This is a genomic window from Streptosporangium sp. G11, assembly GCF_051192615.1.
Classification (GTDB): Bacteria; Actinomycetota; Actinomycetes; order Streptosporangiales; family Streptosporangiaceae; genus Streptosporangium.
This window is the reverse complement of sequence record NZ_JBPJUQ010000002.1, coordinates 308,182-322,843: the sequence shown is the minus strand read 5'-3', so window position 1 is coordinate 322,843 and position 14,662 is coordinate 308,182. Positions and strand designations below refer to the sequence as shown.

At 69.4% G+C, this 14,662-nt stretch carries 12 protein-coding genes; 7 read left to right on the top strand and 5 right to left on the bottom strand.

What is annotated here, in order from left to right; all coding sequences use genetic code 11:
• The first annotated feature begins 435 nt into the window (after positions 1–435).
• Positions 436–1,059 carry an NYN domain-containing protein gene (locus ACSDR0_RS03460; protein WP_435287231.1) on the top strand — a complete coding sequence of 208 codons (624 nt, stop codon included), beginning with the start codon at positions 436–438 and terminating at the stop codon, positions 1,057–1,059.
• A 42-nt stretch (positions 1,060–1,101) separates the two neighbouring features.
• On the opposite strand, the gene ACSDR0_RS03455 is transcribed toward ACSDR0_RS03460, so the two are convergent.
• Complete coding sequence (locus ACSDR0_RS03455) at positions 1,102–1,785, bottom strand: DNA alkylation repair protein (protein WP_435287230.1); 684 nt, start codon at positions 1,783–1,785, stop codon at positions 1,102–1,104.
• Positions 1,786–1,867: 82 nt separating this feature from the next.
• Complete coding sequence (locus ACSDR0_RS03450) at positions 1,868–2,557, bottom strand: TetR/AcrR family transcriptional regulator (protein ID WP_435287229.1); 690 nt, start codon at positions 2,555–2,557, stop codon at positions 1,868–1,870.
• Positions 2,558–3,097: 540 nt separating this feature from the next.
• Here ACSDR0_RS03450 and ACSDR0_RS03445 point away from each other — a divergent pair.
• The 3 genes from ACSDR0_RS03445 to ACSDR0_RS03435 all read left to right on the top strand — a co-directional run bounded on the left by ACSDR0_RS03445 (position 3,098) and on the right by ACSDR0_RS03435 (position 6,398).
• Entirely contained in the window at positions 3,098–4,618 is a 1,521-nt protein-coding gene (locus ACSDR0_RS03445) for a glycoside hydrolase family 3 protein (RefSeq protein WP_435287228.1), read from the top strand.
• 67 nt (positions 4,619–4,685) lie between these two features.
• Complete coding sequence (locus tag ACSDR0_RS03440) at positions 4,686–5,387, top strand: pentapeptide repeat-containing protein (RefSeq protein WP_435287227.1); 702 nt, start codon at positions 4,686–4,688, stop codon at positions 5,385–5,387.
• A 108-nt stretch (positions 5,388–5,495) separates the two neighbouring features.
• Positions 5,496–6,398: an SDR family oxidoreductase gene (locus ACSDR0_RS03435; RefSeq protein ID WP_435287226.1), complete on the top strand. Its 903-nt coding sequence runs from the start codon at positions 5,496–5,498 to the stop codon at positions 6,396–6,398.
• Positions 6,399–6,654: 256 nt separating this feature from the next.
• On the opposite strand, the gene ACSDR0_RS03430 is transcribed toward ACSDR0_RS03435, so the two are convergent.
• Positions 6,655–6,777 carry a hypothetical protein gene (locus ACSDR0_RS03430; protein ID WP_435287225.1) on the bottom strand — a complete coding sequence of 41 codons (123 nt, stop codon included), beginning with the start codon at positions 6,775–6,777 and terminating at the stop codon, positions 6,655–6,657.
• Positions 6,778–6,805: 28 nt separating this feature from the next.
• Between ACSDR0_RS03430 and ACSDR0_RS03425 the strand changes: the two genes are divergently transcribed.
• The 3 genes from ACSDR0_RS03425 (at position 6,806) to ACSDR0_RS03415 (ending at position 10,949) form a co-directional block, all read left to right on the top strand.
• Entirely contained in the window at positions 6,806–8,011 is a 1,206-nt protein-coding gene (locus ACSDR0_RS03425) for a barstar family protein (protein ID WP_435287224.1), read from the top strand.
• 357 nt (positions 8,012–8,368) lie between these two features.
• On the top strand, positions 8,369–9,382 hold the full coding sequence (locus tag ACSDR0_RS03420) for a nitronate monooxygenase (RefSeq protein WP_435287223.1): 1,014 nt from the start codon (positions 8,369–8,371) through the stop codon (positions 9,380–9,382).
• Between the two features lie 733 nt (positions 9,383–10,115).
• Entirely contained in the window at positions 10,116–10,949 is an 834-nt protein-coding gene (locus tag ACSDR0_RS03415) for an ATP-grasp domain-containing protein (protein ID WP_435287222.1), read from the top strand.
• 100 nt (positions 10,950–11,049) lie between these two features.
• Here ACSDR0_RS03415 and ACSDR0_RS03410 read toward each other — a convergent pair whose 3' ends face one another.
• Both ACSDR0_RS03410 and ACSDR0_RS03405 read right to left on the bottom strand, forming a co-directional pair.
• Positions 11,050–13,581 carry a M14 family zinc carboxypeptidase gene (locus ACSDR0_RS03410; protein WP_435287221.1) on the bottom strand — a complete coding sequence of 844 codons (2,532 nt, stop codon included), beginning with the start codon at positions 13,579–13,581 and terminating at the stop codon, positions 11,050–11,052.
• A 213-nt stretch (positions 13,582–13,794) separates the two neighbouring features.
• Positions 13,795–14,556 (bottom strand): SDR family oxidoreductase, encoded by a 762-nt coding sequence (locus ACSDR0_RS03405; RefSeq protein WP_435287220.1) that lies wholly within the window; start codon positions 14,554–14,556, stop codon positions 13,795–13,797.
• Positions 14,557–14,662: the final 106 nt, after the last annotated feature.

The following is a 14,662-nucleotide window of genomic DNA, read 5'->3' as shown; positions in this document are numbered from 1 at the left end:
GAGCATGAAAGACTTGCACTTTGGAGGTGCCATCTCGAACTGGTTGACGGAAGCCTCAGGAACTCCCACCATCCCAGGTCGGAGGGCAATTCCTCGCGTTTTACGGCATTCGTGTCAGATTCGGCTCGGTGGATCCAAGCTCAGTCTTCTGTCGTTTTGCGAGGAATCCTGGTGGCTTGTTTGTTTCGCGTGGTCGGCAAGGGCGCGATCATTGATCTTGTCGATCTCCGGGGGCAAGGCTCATTCGGGTGCGGCCGCGTGACGCAACAGGGCCGCACTCTCTGTTACCGATTGGTATCCACGCGCGTTGGGTTCATTTGATCTAACCTTGACCCGGGCATGTTGCGCGGATGCGCATGTGGAACTATCATTAACCCGTTGCTGCCCGCCGTTCTCCGGAACTGGCGGGCATTTTATTTTCCGGGGTGCACAGTGGTGGTCAGCGACACGCTCGCCGCATGTGTTTTGATTGACTATCAGAACATTCACCTCACGGCCTGGGATCTGTATCCCCCTCATGGGGTTCCGGTAAAGGAAGCGCTTATTGATCCTCTGGCTTTCGCCGAGCGCGTGCTCCAAGTTCGTGCCGCCCGTCAGCAGCCCCATCAGAAGACGCTCACCCTTGCCAAGGTCTGTGTTTACCGGGGTGCTCCGAGCAACGCCAAGGAGCCGGTTCTCTACAGCGTCAGCCAACGTCAGCGGGCGGCGTGGACACGCGATGCGAGGGTTTGCGTAACATATCGCACACTTCGGTACCCATCAGACTGGGGAAAGCCCTCACGCTTTGACCGCCCCCGCGAAAAGGGGATTGACGTCATGATTGCCCTTGAATTAGTGCAACAGGCCCAGTCTGGACCGTACAACGTTGTCATCCTCGCCTCGCATGACACCGACATGGAGCCGGCGTTGGAAATGGCGGCCCGGGTGGGACGGGTGAAGGTCGAGACGGCGGGCTGGGACGGATCCCGTCGACTCAAGATCCCGGGGCGAAACCTGTGGCACACGACGTTGAGTGCCAGGGATTTTGTCCTCGTCAAGGATCGCCGCAATTACGGATGAAGCATGCGGCTCTCGTCGGGTAATGCGATGGCGGCGTCCGGGCTATCGGGTCGGTAGGTTCTTCAGGGCCTCGCGGCGGCTCAGGCCGCTGATGCGGGTGTGGTCGACGTAGCGGACGACCTCGCCGGGGTTCGTCTTGGCGTACTCGCGCAGGGCCCAGCCGATCGCCTTGCGGGCGAAGAAGTCGTTGTCGGACAGGCTCGGCTCGATGCAGGCGTACAGCAGGCCGGTGTCGGTGGCCGACTTGAAGCGGTTCTGGCTGAGGATGGCCGTACGGCGCTTCCACAGGTCGGTGCCGCGGGCCCAGCGGAGCATGAGGGGGCGCATGGTGTCGGGGAAGGCGGCGAGCAGGCCGCCGACGCGGTGGACGGCGAGCTCGTCGACGTAGTCCCACCAGGCTCCGGTGACGATCATCTCCTCGTACATCGGCAGCGCGTCGAGCGTCTGGAAGGCGCGGTAGAGGCGGAAGCCGGACAGTTCGATCGCCGCGTAGCGCTCCTCGCGGTATTCGGCCCCGCGCCACAGGGTCAGCGTCGCCTCCCGCCACACGGACGCCGCGTCGACGGGATAGTCGGCGAAGACCCGCTTCAGCGCGGCGCGGCGGGGCGCGGCCTGCACCCCGAGGAACGGCATCGACGACTTCATGTAGGCCTGCATGGCCGAGGCCTTGGCGGGATCGGCCGCGTCGGTGAGCGCCATCCGCACGGCTTTCTGCAGTATCTCCATGCTCGCCCACCACTTCCCGTTCGCTTCGCGGACGCTTGATTCTCACAGGCCGCGCCCCTCGCCGCGCCGGGTTCCGCGGGCGTCATGCCTTCTGGCTGCTCCGCTCACCGGTCGCCAGGCCGTCGAACAGGACGGTGATGTAGTGCTCGGCGAGGCCGGTGGTGTTGAGACGGCCTCCGGGGCGGAACCAGCGCACCGCCACCCAGATGGTGTCGCGGATCATGCGGTAGGTGAGCTTGGGGTCGACGTCGGCGCGGAACAGGCCGTCGGCCTGGCCGAGCTTGATCTGCTCCACCCACATGCGCTCGACCTCGTCCTCGGCCCTGACCAGGTAGTCGAAGCGGTCGCCGGGGAGTGACCTCAGATAGTTCCAGTCGTTCTGCATGACGGTGATCGCCGCGCGGTGGGGCTCCAGCGTGCTGAACCCGATGCGCACCATCTCTGAGAGGATCGTGCGGGGGTCGCCGTTCTGGTCCAGGGCGGTGCGGTAGCGGCCGACGAGGTCGTCGAGGAAGGTGGTCAGCACCTCGTCGACGATCGTCTCCTTGGAGTCGAAGTGGTGGTAGAGGCTTCCGGACAGGATGCCCGCCTCCTCCGCGATCTCCCGAACGGTGGTCGCCTGGAAGCCCTTGCGGGCGAAGAGCTCGGCGGCGAGCTTGACGAGATGGTCGCGGCGCTCTGAGGCGGGGCCGGATGTGGCCGCGCGCTTGGTCCCGCCCTGGCGCCTGACCGGGGTCGTGGTCGCGCCGCCGGAGTTCTTTCGCGTGTTCACGCCCCCATTATGAGCCCTTGCGCAATCGCTTGTTCACCTGAACGCGCCAGCTCATCCGTGTCCTCTTCCGTGACCAAATGCTTGCTACCTTTGATGCCGGGCGGGCGCGGAAGGGGGCGGGCGATGGGCGAGGCGTACGCCGCCGGCGCGGTCCGCGCCTCGGTGTGCCGCCGGGAGCGGGGCCCGTGCCGGGCGCCGGGCGGCCGGGGGTGAGCCCTTCCGTGCCCGGTGCCGCGCGGGCGGATTCACCGATGGCGGCGGCGAATCCGTCTTTCCCACGCGGGTGGTGGCGGGTCCCGCCGTACGGGGAGACCCTTCGTTTCCCGCCTCCCTATCAGCGGACCTTTGACTCGTCCATCGTTCCGATCTGCAAAATCCCGAGTCGAAGGCCTATGGTCAGCCCACTAGCAATTAGGAAACTTTCCTATTAGATTTGCGCCAAGCCGCTGTGGGAGCGCTTTCCCCAGGGGTCCGGTGACAACGTGGTGTCTGCGCGTCTTCGGCAGGAACGCCGACCGGCCGTCAGGCGAGGAGGGGTGAATGAAGCGCGGCCCAGAGCTGCTCCGTCTGGCGGAGACGGTCGTCTTTCCCGGCTTCGAGGGCAAGTCCCCGCCCGACTGGATCCGACGCCGTCTCGGCGAGGGACTGGCCGGGGTGGTGCTCTTCTCCAGGAACATCGCCACCCCCTCCCAGGTCGCCGATCTCACGGCCGCGCTCCGCGAGGAGAACCCCCAGGTCCTGGTCGGCATCGACGAGGAGTCCGGAGAGGTCACCCGCCTGGAGGCCGCGGACGGGAGCACCCGGCCGGGCAGCTTCGCCCTCGGCGTGGTCGACGACACCGGCCTCACCGAGGAACTCGCCGCCGACCTCGGCCGCGACCTGGCCCTGGCGGGCGTCAACCTCAACTTCGCCCCCTCGGCCGACGTGAACTCCAACCCCGACAACCCGGTCATCGGCCTGCGCTCCTTCGGCGCGGACCCCGACCTCGTCGCCCGGCACGCCGCCGCCTGGATCCGGGGGATGCAGTCGGCGGGGGTGGCCGCCTGCGCCAAGCACTTCCCCGGCCACGGCGACACCTCGGTCGACTCCCACCACGGGGTGCCGCTCGTCACCGCCACCCCCGGTGACCTGCGCGACGTGGCGCTGCGGCCATTCCGCACGGCCGTCGAGCAGGGGGTGCGCACGGTCATGACCGGGCACCTGCTCGTTCCCGCCCTGGACCCCGCGATGCCCGCCACCCTCAGCCGCCCGGTCCTGCACGACCTGCTCAGGGTCGAGCTGGGCTTCGAGGGCGTCATCGTCACCGACGGCATCGAGATGGCCGCCGTCTCCGGCCCGTACGGCATCGGCGGGGCCTCGGTCCTCGCCGTCGCCGCGGGCGCCGACGCGATCTGCGTGGGTGGCGAGCACGCGGGGGAGGAGACCGCGATCGGGATCCGCGACGCGATCGTGGACGCCGTGATCGAGGGCAGGCTCTCCGAGGAGCGGCTCGCCGACGCCTCCCGGCGCGTCTGCGAACTGGCCCTCTGGGCCACGACCACCCACCGGAGCGCGCTCTCGCGCCCCGGCACCTCCGGTCCAGGCACCCCGTCGATCGGCCTGGCCGCCGCCCGGCGGGCTCTGCGGATCACCCGCCGCTCCGCGGCCGCGGTGTTTCCCCTGCCCGCCCCGCCGCACGTCGTCGAGCTCGCCCCCGAGATGAACCTCGCCATCGAGAAGGACACTCCGTGGGGCGTCGGCGAGCCGCTCGGCAAGCTCCTCCCCGGCACCACGGTCACCCGGCTGGCCGCCTCCACCGCCACCGGAGGCGCCATCGAGGCCGTGCTCGCCGCGGCCGCCGAGCGGCCCCTGGTCATCGTCGTCCGCGACGCGCACCGCCACCCCTGGCAGGCCGACGCGCTCCGGCACCTGCTGGCCGCCCGCGCCGACGCCGTCGTGGTCGAGATGGGCCTGCCGGGCCGCTCCGACCTCGGCGCCGTCCACATCGCCACCCACGGGGCCGCCCGCGTCTGCGGCCAGGCCGCCGCCGAGCTCCTCGCCGGAGACACGGGCACCACCTGACCGCAAAGCGCCCTGCCCGGAGTACGGCGGTGAGGATTCTGTCGGGGCGGGCTGCTTGAATCGCGGGATGAATGCGGCACAGTTGCTGGCGGACCAGCGGGAGATCCACGGGGTCGATCTGGCCGGGCTCTCGCTCGGCGATCATCTGACCGGTGACGGGCCCTACGTGTTCAGGGAGTGCGATCTCACCGGCGCCGACCTCACCGGGGCGTCGCTGGTGGAGGCCTCGTTCGAGAGGTGCGTGCTGGATCGGGCCGACTTCCGCCGCGCGGACCTGGACGGGGCGCGTTTCTCCGGGGGCGGGGGAGCGGGGCTCAAGTTCGCGAACGCCGAGCTCGTCGACGCGACCTTCACCGACGTCGACCTGTCGGGCGCGCGCTTCGAGCTGGCCCTGCTCACCGACGTCACCTTCACCGGCTGCCGCATGATCGGCGCGGTGCTGTCCGCCTGCCGGGGCACCGGCTACCGGTTCGACGGCTCCAACCTGGCGCTGGCCGACCTCACCGGCTGCTCACTCCGAAGCCTCCACCTGCGGGGCGTCCGCTTCGACGACGCCAACCTGTCGGGCTGCGACTTCACCAAGACCGTGTTCGAAGACTGCCGCATGATCGGCGCCCGGATCGTCGAGACGGTCTTCACCAAGGCTGACCTGCGCGGCGCCGACCTCGGCGAGGTCGACGACACCCGGCTCCGGTCACTGCGCGGAGCGGTCATCAGCCCCACCCAGGCCGCCCTGATCCTCGCCGCCCGCGGCCTCACCGTGAACTGACGGTTCGGGGCCCGTCACGGCTTCGCCGTACCGGTTAAAGATCGCATCTAGACATGAAAGGTAAACAGCCGGGAAACTCTGCATGATCGTGGCGAAAGGGGCCCTGGCATGCGCGGGATCTGTGATGGGCGTGTGGTGATCGTGACCGGTGCCGGGCGCGGCATCGGCAGGGAGCACGCCCTGGAGTTCGCCAGGCAGGGAGCCAGGGTCGTGGTCAACGACCTCGGCACCGGCCGCGAGGGCGACGGGCGCTCCGCGGGCCCCGCCCTGGAGGTGGTCGAGGAGATCCGCGACCTGGGCGGCCGGGCCGTGGCCAACAGCGACGACGTCACCGAGTGGGACGGCGCGGCCCGCCTGGTCAAGATGGCGCTGAGCGCCTTCGGGCGGTTGGACGCACTGGTCAACAACGCCGGGTTCGTCCGTGACCGGATGCTGGTCTCGATGACCGAGCAGGAGTGGGACGACGTGATCCGGGTCCAGCTCAAGGGCCACTTCCTGCCGCTGCGGCACGCGGGCGCCCACTGGCGGGAGCGGTCGGAGGCGGGCGAGCCCGTGGACGCCCGGGTGATCAACACCTCCTCCGGGGCCGGGCTGTTCGGCGGCGTCGGCCAGGGCAACCACTCCGCGGCCACGGCGGGCGTCGTGGCACTCAGCCAGGTTGCCGCGGCGGAGCTCGGCCGCTACGGCGTCACGGTGAACGCGATCGTCCCGGCCGCTCGCACCCGGATGACCGGAGAGGTGCCCGCCACGCCGGCCGGGCCCGAGGGCGGCTTCGACGCCACGCACCCGGCCAACGTCGCCCCGCTGGTGGCCTGGCTCGGCTCGGCCGGGTCCCGGCACGTCACCGGCAGGGTCTTCGAGGTCGAGGGCGGGGCCATCTCCCTCGCCGACGGCTGGCGCCACGGCCCCCGCGCCGACCTGGGCGCCCGCTGGGACCCCGCCGACATCGGCGACGCCGTCGCCAAGCTCCTCGTCGACACCCCCGACCCGGAACCGGTTCGCGGGGCTTAGCTTGATCTTTGACCCGTCTGTCCAAGCCGGGCGGCAAGGGTGGTTTCTCGCTTGATGGTCTTGCTCGCGTCGTAGTGGTGTGCGGGTCGGCGGTTCTTGGAGCCGAGTGACCGTCCGGGGCCGGGCTTCACGGCTTTGGTAGTGATCGGCGGTTTTTTCAGCAACGTACATGATCACGCCAAGGCCGCCTTACTGTCTCGCGAACGGCCAAGGCGCCCATGGATCGACGAGCTGCCCGAAAGGGTGCGGGTTAAGATCAAGCTGCGGCGTCGGGCGGCGCGGGGACGTCGGCGATCCGGCTCGTCAGCAGGCCGTACGACGGAGAGTGCCCGCAGGTCTCCATGGTGGCGAAGCGCCGGTACCGCTCAGCTGTGTCCATCGGTTCTCCAGCATTAGGATCTGTCGCGATGACGACTTCCGCTTTGTCGGGCGCGCGGTGGCTGTTGCTGGACGATTACACCAGTGAGGTGGACGTCACGCCGGGCGTCTGCCACGACATCGACGGGCTCTTCGTGGACCTTGAGCCCGTCCCCCCACCCGAGATCTTCAGTTTGCTCGGCTGCGATCCGGCGGGTCCGCTGCTGAAGGCGCTGCGGCATACAGGGACCGAGCGGGCGTGGCTGCCCAGCATCGCCCTCGTTCCCGTCCACCGGCCGCAGCAGCGGCCCGCCAGGTGCCTGCAGCACGAGCACGGGTGCACATGCGATGAGGAGCTCATCGACGTCACCGTGGTCGACCGACGCCCGTCGGCGGCGCGGGCGGGTCTGGTGGACCTCGACTTACACGGATATATCCGACTGCTTCCGGAGTGGGGGATGCCGGAGGAGAAGCCCGACGTGACGGGGTTCCGCCTGGCCGCGCTCAATAACGAGAATCTCGGCGAGTGCCTGGATGTCGCCGGAGTCTTCCGCAAGCGCCCCACTACGCCCGTCCGGCCGGTGACGCTGATCGGCTTCCGTCCCGAAGCGCCGCTGCCAGGGGTTGTCGAGGGGTGCAGGATCACAGCGTCCGTCGTGGCCATCCAACGCGACGGACGCATCGCCGGAGGAGCCGGGGTGCTGTCGGCCACCGTCGTCTCGGTCTGCCCGTCAAGGTTGGGCGACGGCCTGCTGGACATCGCCCTCGACGGCGGGATGGAGGAGCCAACGCCGAGCGGCGCCCGCGAAATCTTCCAGATGTGGTACGACGGCGGCCCGGCCGAGCCCAACCTGTGGGCACGCTACGACCGGCTGCTGCGGCACGAATGGTCCGGCTTGGCGGCCAGTCACCGCCCTCAGGGCCTGCCTGACAAACCGGCTGGAACGACGTATCACCTCGACGGCCGTTTCGTCACCGACATCGACGCCTTCTACTGCGCCATCGGCGAGGCGATCAACGGTCCCGGCGGCTACTTCGGCTGGAACCTCGGCCACCTCGACGACTGCCTCGGCCACGGATGGGGTGCCGCCAGCCCATTCCGGCTGGTCTGGCACCACTCCGACGTGGCCCGCCGACATCTCGCCCCTGGTTATGACCGGCCGGACCACCGCCTGCGCGACTGGGGGCCTAGCGTCGAACTGGACGACCTCCTGGAGATCTTTTCCGAGCACGATATCGAGGTCGAGTTCCGCTGACTCAACCGCTGGTCGCCTCTCGTCTTGCGAGTCGACATGGCCTCACCGCCACAGTCCGCGATGGGTCACCATCTGCACCAACAGGGCAAATACGGAAATCGGAGGTTAAAAGCCAAGTTTAGGCCCTGTTCGGGATCCGGATCATGAGGTGGCGGATCCGTCCGCGCGATGCGATCCGGCCACCTGGCCTGGAGCTACCTCGGACTCGCGTGTGAGGTGGCGAAGGGTGGTGGCATAGGCTTTCAGAGCCTGATGGAGATCGCCCGTGGTGTGCCCGGGTTGATGTGGCCGTCCGGTCCCGTTCGCCGTCGTGGCGCCGGTGGTACCGCCCCAAGGGCGCCGAAAGAGGAGAAGCCGATGTCCGATTCGGTGTCGTGGCCGTTCAGGCTGCCGGTCGTGCAGGCTCCCATGGCGGGTGGGGCGTCCACCCCCGAACTGGTCGCGGCCGTGTCCGAAGCCGGCGGCCTGGGGTTTCTCGCGGCCGGCTACAAGACGGCCGCGCAGATGCGCCAGGAGATCGAGCGGACGCGTGAGCTCACGTCCCGTCCGTTCGGGGTGAATGTGTTCATGCCGACGGCCGACGAGGTCGATCAGGCTGAGATCGACGCCTATGCGCGGGTCATCGAGGGGGAGGCGCAGCGGCTGGGCGCCACCCTGGGGGTCCCGCGCGGGGGTGATGACGATTTCCCCGCCAAGGTCGCGGATCTGCTGGCGGATCCGCCCGCGGTGGTGGGGTTCACGTTCGGCTGTCCGGAGGACGAGCTGATCCAGGCGTTCCGCCACCGGGGGACCACCGTGGTGGTCACGGTGACGTCGGCGGACGAGGCGCGGCTGGCCTCGGCGGCCGACGTGCTGTGCGTCCAGGGGGAGGAGGCGGGTGGCCATCGCGGGTCGTTCACCAACGCGGACGTCGAGGCCATGAGCCTGGAGCGCCTGCTGTCCCGGGTACGAGAGGTGTCACGGCTTCCCCTCATCGCGGCCGGCGGTATCGCCTCGGCCGCCGACGTCTCCCGGATCCTGTCCGCGGGAGCGGTCGCGGCCGTGGCGGGCACCGCCTACCTGCTCTGTCCCGAGAGCGGCACCAGCGTGGTCCACCGTGCGGCGCTGACCGATCCCCGCTTCACCCGCACCGCCGTGACCAGAGCCTTCACCGGACGTCCGGCGCGCGGCCTGGTCAACCGATTCATGACGGAGTACTCCGGCCGGGCGCCCGCGGCCTATCCGCAGATCCATCACCTGACGGCGCCGCTACGGCGCGCCGCGGTGGCCGGCGGGGACGCCGAGACACTGCACCTGTGGGCCGGGACCTCCTGGAACCAGGCACGGAACACACCGGCGGCGGACATCACCACGGACCTGTCCGCGATCTGAGAACGACCTTCGAAGTCTCCGGCCCGCCCGCGGACCCTGAGCGGTCCGGATCGCGTTGAGGCGGGGCAGGGATGCGTCCCTCCCCGTAGCGTCAAGTCCTCATCACCCCTGTGAGGGGTCGCAACCGCGTCATCTCGAGCTGGATCAATGGATGGAGGAGCGTCCTCATCACCCTGCGAGGGGTCGCAACCAGATTTTCTGCAGGGCGAACTGGTGGGACCGGGTGGTCTTCATCGCCCTGGTGAGGGGTCCAGAGGCTCGTCCGTTCACGGTCGGGGTGGCCGGACGAGATGCCCTCCGTTCCTGACCTTTACGGTGATCAACCCTGCGCTGTGTCGGAGAGACACGCTTCAGCTACGGCGATTCGCCCTGGGCGGTCTCGTCGTGACGGCTTCAGCGGCGGTGAGCTCGATGGGCGGCCCGGGGGTGAGCGGCTACGGTCCGCACGCGGTACGGCGGGGCGGAAGGCGCGGAGGTGGGTGGGTGTTCCGGCCGGCTTATAAAGATCCGCAACCATCGCGCCCGCGAGGCCGGAGGCCTGAATGACGAGACGGCCACTGAGACGGCCGGCCGGAGCACCCGCCCACCGGAGCGCGCACGGACGGCACAGCGCGAGTTCCATAGTGCGCAGACAGCGCAGACTGGAGATGCAGAACATACAGGTCATAGCCCCGCACACCGCTTCCAGGTAAGGTGCCTTGTGTTTGTTTGGTGCTGACATAAGGAGTTTTTCGTGGGTGTTTCCGTGGCGTACGTGACCTTCGCCGACCCGGACGGGATCGACGACGAGAAGGAGGTCGCCGTCGCGGCGTGGGCCGAGGAGGGGATCGCCGGGCAGATCGTGCGGTGGGACGATCCCGAGGTCGACTGGGCCGCGTTCGACGCCGTCGTGGTCCGTACGCCCTGGGACTACGTGGAGCGGCGGGTGGAGTTCCTCGCGTGGGCCCACCGGGCGGAGTCGGTCACGCGGGTGCTCAATCCGGCGGCCGTGCTGGAGCGCAACACCGACAAGACCTACCTGCGGGAGCTGGACGTGCCGTCCATTCCGACCTACTGGGTCGGGCCGGGGGAGGCCGTGGACTTTCCCGTCCTGGACGAGTACGTGGTCAAGCCCTCGATCTCGGCGGGGGCCCGCGACACGATCAGGACCGGGGACCGGAAGGAGGCCGAGGCCCACGCGGCAAGGCTGGCCGCCGGGGGGCGGACCGCGATGATCCAGCCGTACCTGGACATGGTCGAGACCGAGGGGGAGACCTCGCTGCTGTATTTCGGCGGCCGGTTCAGTCACGCCGTCCGGCGCAACGCGATGCTGGTGGAGAGCGCGAGCAGGCCGGGGCAGGGGAACGACCACGGGGAGCTCCGCGCCCCCGAGCCCGACCAGTTCGCCCTGGCCGAGCGGGTGCTCGGCGAGTTCCCCGGGGTGCTCTACGCCCGGGTGGATCTGGTCCGTCTGGCCGACGGAAGTCCGGCTCTCATCGAGATCGAGCTCACCGAGCCGTACCTGTTCCTGCGGTACGCGTCCGAGGCCGCCGCCAACCTGGCCCGTGCCCTGGCCGAGGCGCTCTGACGCTTCGTACCCGGGTCGCGGTACTCCGGCGTCCCGTACGGGACGCCGGCACAGACGCGAAGGCGCGCGTCCCGGGAACGGGACGCGCGCCGCGCCGGTGTCAGTGCGGCATCACCACCGCGAGCGGGGAGACCCCGGCGGTGCGCAGGGCGGCGGGGAGCTTCCGGGCCCAGGGGTGTTCGTGCAGGTCGAGCTCCTCGGGGTTGGCGACCGTGAACCGGAGCGCCCCGCCGGTGGCGGGCTGCTCGGTCCAGGTGGCGCCGAAACCCTTCAGCGCCGCGGTGACCTTGTCGCGGTCGGACGCGGGGACCGTGACGCGGATCGGCGCCCCGCGGTCCGGGATGGCCGCGGCGGCCCGGGAGGCCTCGGGGGCGGGGGCCAGCGCCCGCGCCCGCGCGGAGGCGGACGGCAGGTCGGCGGTGATCGCGTTAGAGATGATCTTCATCGTGCCGTCGGTGAAGGCGCGGAAGTTCGGGTCGGCGGCGAACAGCACCGCGTGACCGTCGCCCACGGGCTCGTCGACCGCCGCCGCCGTCCCGCCGAGCTCCTCGGCGCCCAGCGCGAAGCCGGACTGGAACCAGTCGGGCGAGTCCGCGGCCGGGTAGGAGGACACCACGTGCGCGGGGTCGGCGGCACGCATGACCAGGTCGTACGCGTAGAACTGCATGACGCTCGACCCGACGTTCCCGCTCAGCGGACCGGCGGTCACGTTGGTCCTGAAGAGCGAGCCGGGGACGTCCGAGGTCGGCTCGGTCAGCGTCACGCCGGAGACACCGGCCAGGACGGCCAGCTGGGTGCCGCCCGCCCAGCCGACGTACCGGCCGCCGCCGTTGACCCAGTCGCGCAGTGCCGCGCGCCCGGCGTCGCCGAGGGTGGTGTTCGCCGCGTTGGCCGAGCCGTCGGGTACGAGCACGACGTCGAGCCCGGTCAGCTTGCCCGCGGCGACGTCGGCCGGGGTGAGCACCGTGTAGGGCAGCTTCCAGTCGCGGTCGAGGCGGTGACGGAGCCAGCCGGAGGACTCGGCGGCGTTCTGCGCCGTGCCGCCGGACAGCTGCAGGACCCCGATCTTGCGGGAGGTCGTGACCTTGGTCGACGGGGCGTTCACCGGCTGGACCGGCGTCGCGAGGGGCAGCAGCACCTGGCCGGAGGACCCGCCGGAGACGTTGCCGAGCAGCGGCAGGCTCCACGCGGTCACGTCGTAGAAGTACGGGAACGGCGTGTAGGTGTCCTCGTTCAGCATGGCCTGGACCCAGTGCTTCTGGCCCTGGGCCATCGGGATCCAGTAGGTGCCCCTGGGCAGGGTGGTCCTGGCCTCGGGCCTGCCGTACGCCTTGAAGTCCTTGACCGTCAGCGGCAGGGCCAGCTTGAACACCTGGACGTCCATGCGCTGGAGCCGCCGTACGATCAGCTCGGTCTCCGCCTTCTTGGCCGGGTCGTCGGCGCGCAGGAAGTAGTGGCGCACCTTGCGGTCGGGAACCTGGGTGATGACCTCGTTGCCCGGGTTGTAGACCTGGTTCGGCTCCAGCCTGCCGTCGAGCCCCTGCTTGAGCGCTTCGGCGTACATGCCGTGCCAGGTGGTGAGGATCTCGGTCTTCTTGGCCGCCGCGGCCGAGAGCGAGACCCACTGGGTCAGCCACTGCTCGAAGGCGCGGGCCGCGATCGGGGAGGCGTTCCCCTTCTCGAACGTCATGCCCGCCGCGTTGAACCCGGCCGTCGGGACCGTGTCGCCGTAGCCCATGTAGAACATGTCGTAGACGTCGCGGTTGAAGAACGGGATCCCGCGCCTGGTGAACTCGTCGATCATCGCGGTGCCGTAGGTGTTGTTGATCCAGTCGATCGTCGGCTCGGCGATGTCGTGGTAGAACGGGTCGGCGTTCGGCGGGAAGAAGTATTCGGTGCCGCCCATCTCGTGGGCGTCGATGAAGAGCTGCGGCGGATACTTGCGCATCAGCTCGATCTTGCCGTCGGTCTCCGGCTGGGTCCGCGCGAACCAGTCGCGGTTCATGTCGAACGAGTAGGCGTTGCGCCGGGTGTCCGCCTCGCGGCCGTCGGGGTTCTGCGTCGGCAGGATCACCACGACGGCGTTGTCGAGGATGCGCTTGGCCGCGCAGTCGTCCCGCCCGGCGAGGTCGTGCAGGGTCCTCAGCGCCGCGTCGGTGCCGCTCTCCTCGCCGCCGTGCACGTTTCCGGCGATCCACAGGATCGCGGGCGTCTTCCTGGCGAGGACCTTCGCCGCGGAGGCGGGGGTGAGGGGGTTGCGCAGCAGCTTGATCGAGGCCTCGATCGCGCGCAGGTTCCGGATGTTGTTCGAGGTGCCGACGATCGCGTACTTCAGCGGCCGTCCCTCGGCGGTCGTGGCCAGGGTGCCGGAGACGACCCGGTCGCTGGCCCTGTCGATCGCGGTGAGCAGGGTGTCGGACTCGGCCGAGGTGACCTCCCGCTCGCCGAGATCGAAGCCGAGAACGCTCTTGGGCGTCGGCACCTTGCCGTTGTACGCCGGGGGCGTCTGGGTAGCGTCACAGGTGGTCACGGGGGGCGCGGCCGGAGTGGGATCCGCCTGGGCGGCTCCGGCGGGAAGAGCGATGGCAACGGCCAGTACGGCCGGTGCCATCACCTTGAAACGCTTCAGCATGAGGTAAAGCTGTCATCTGAAAGAAATGACGGCAAGGGGTAAAATTTTACACTTGTGTTACGGATGGCGCTTTTGGGGCATTTGTGATGAAAGATGCCAATAATCCGGCCGTGAGCGAAGAGTCCCGGCCGTCAGCAGGGCTCCGGGGTCACCGAGCAGGGCTCCCGGGCCGCCGGGCGGGGCTCCCAGGTCACCGAGAAGGGCGGCCAGGCCCTACGCGTGACCCGAGATGCCGCCGTCGACCGGGATCACGGTCCCGGTGAGGTAGGCGCCGGCGCGCGAGGACAGGAAGATCGCGGTCCCCGCCATGTCCTCGGGGCTGCCGATCCTGCCCATCGGGACGTGGGACGCGACCGCCGCGCGCATCGCCGGGTCGTCGAGCGCGAAGGCCATCATCTTCGACTCGAACGGCCCCGGGGCGATCGCGTTGACCGTGATCGACTCCCTGGCGAGCCGCTGGGACAGGTGCCGGGTGAGCATGTGCACGGCCGCCTTGGCCGCCGAGTAGGCGTAGTTCTCCATCGTCGGCACCCGGAGGCCGTCCACCGAGCCGATGTTGATCACCCTGGCCGGGTCCTCCGGGCTCGCGGCGGCGCGCAGCAGCGGCAGGAACCGCTGGGTCAGGTAGAACACGCCCTTGACGTTGATCCCCCAGAGCTTGTCGAAGGCCTGCTCGGGATACTCCTCCAGCGGCGCTCCCCAGGTGGCCCCGGCGTTGTTGACCAGCACGTCAAGCCGGGACTCCCGCTCCGCGACCGCCTCGAAGAGCGCGGACACCCCGTCCTCCGTGGACAGGTCGGCGGGTATCGCGGTGCACCCCAGCTCGGCGGCCGTCTTGCCGACCTCGGCCGCCTTCCGCGAGGAGATGTAAACCGTGGCTCCCGCGTCGACGAACCCGGCCGCGATCATCCGGCCGATTCCCCGGGATCCGCCGGTGACGACGACGGTCTTGCCTTCCACCGAGAACAGAGTCATGTTCTGTAGCATGCCGCACCCTCGATGACCCCGTCCATACCAACTGGTCGGTTCCGAGTGTCGGGCGCCCTGTTTCTAATCTGCAATCCCGTTCGTGCTGGTTCGT

What these genes read in the sequence shown, in the direction of transcription:
- ACSDR0_RS03455 (WP_435287230.1), bottom strand. Translation starts at nt 1,785, where the DNA reads ATGGAGATACTGCAGAAAGCCGTGCGGATGGCGCTCACCGACGCGGCC.
- ACSDR0_RS03445 (WP_435287228.1), top strand. Translation starts at nt 3,098, where the DNA reads ATGAAGCGCGGCCCAGAGCTGCTCCGTCTGGCGGAGACGGTCGTCTTT.
- ACSDR0_RS03440 (WP_435287227.1), top strand. Translation starts at nt 4,686, where the DNA reads ATGAATGCGGCACAGTTGCTGGCGGACCAGCGGGAGATCCACGGGGTC.
- ACSDR0_RS03435 (WP_435287226.1), top strand. Translation starts at nt 5,496, where the DNA reads ATGCGCGGGATCTGTGATGGGCGTGTGGTGATCGTGACCGGTGCCGGG.
- ACSDR0_RS03430 (WP_435287225.1), bottom strand. Translation starts at nt 6,777, where the DNA reads ATGGACACAGCTGAGCGGTACCGGCGCTTCGCCACCATGGAGACCTGC.
- ACSDR0_RS03425 (WP_435287224.1), top strand. Translation starts at nt 6,806, where the DNA reads ATGACGACTTCCGCTTTGTCGGGCGCGCGGTGGCTGTTGCTGGACGAT.
- ACSDR0_RS03420 (WP_435287223.1), top strand. Translation starts at nt 8,369, where the DNA reads ATGTCCGATTCGGTGTCGTGGCCGTTCAGGCTGCCGGTCGTGCAGGCT.
- ACSDR0_RS03410 (WP_435287221.1), bottom strand. Translation starts at nt 13,581, where the DNA reads ATGCTGAAGCGTTTCAAGGTGATGGCACCGGCCGTACTGGCCGTTGCC.
- ACSDR0_RS03405 (WP_435287220.1), bottom strand. Translation starts at nt 14,556, where the DNA reads ATGACTCTGTTCTCGGTGGAAGGCAAGACCGTCGTCGTCACCGGCGGA.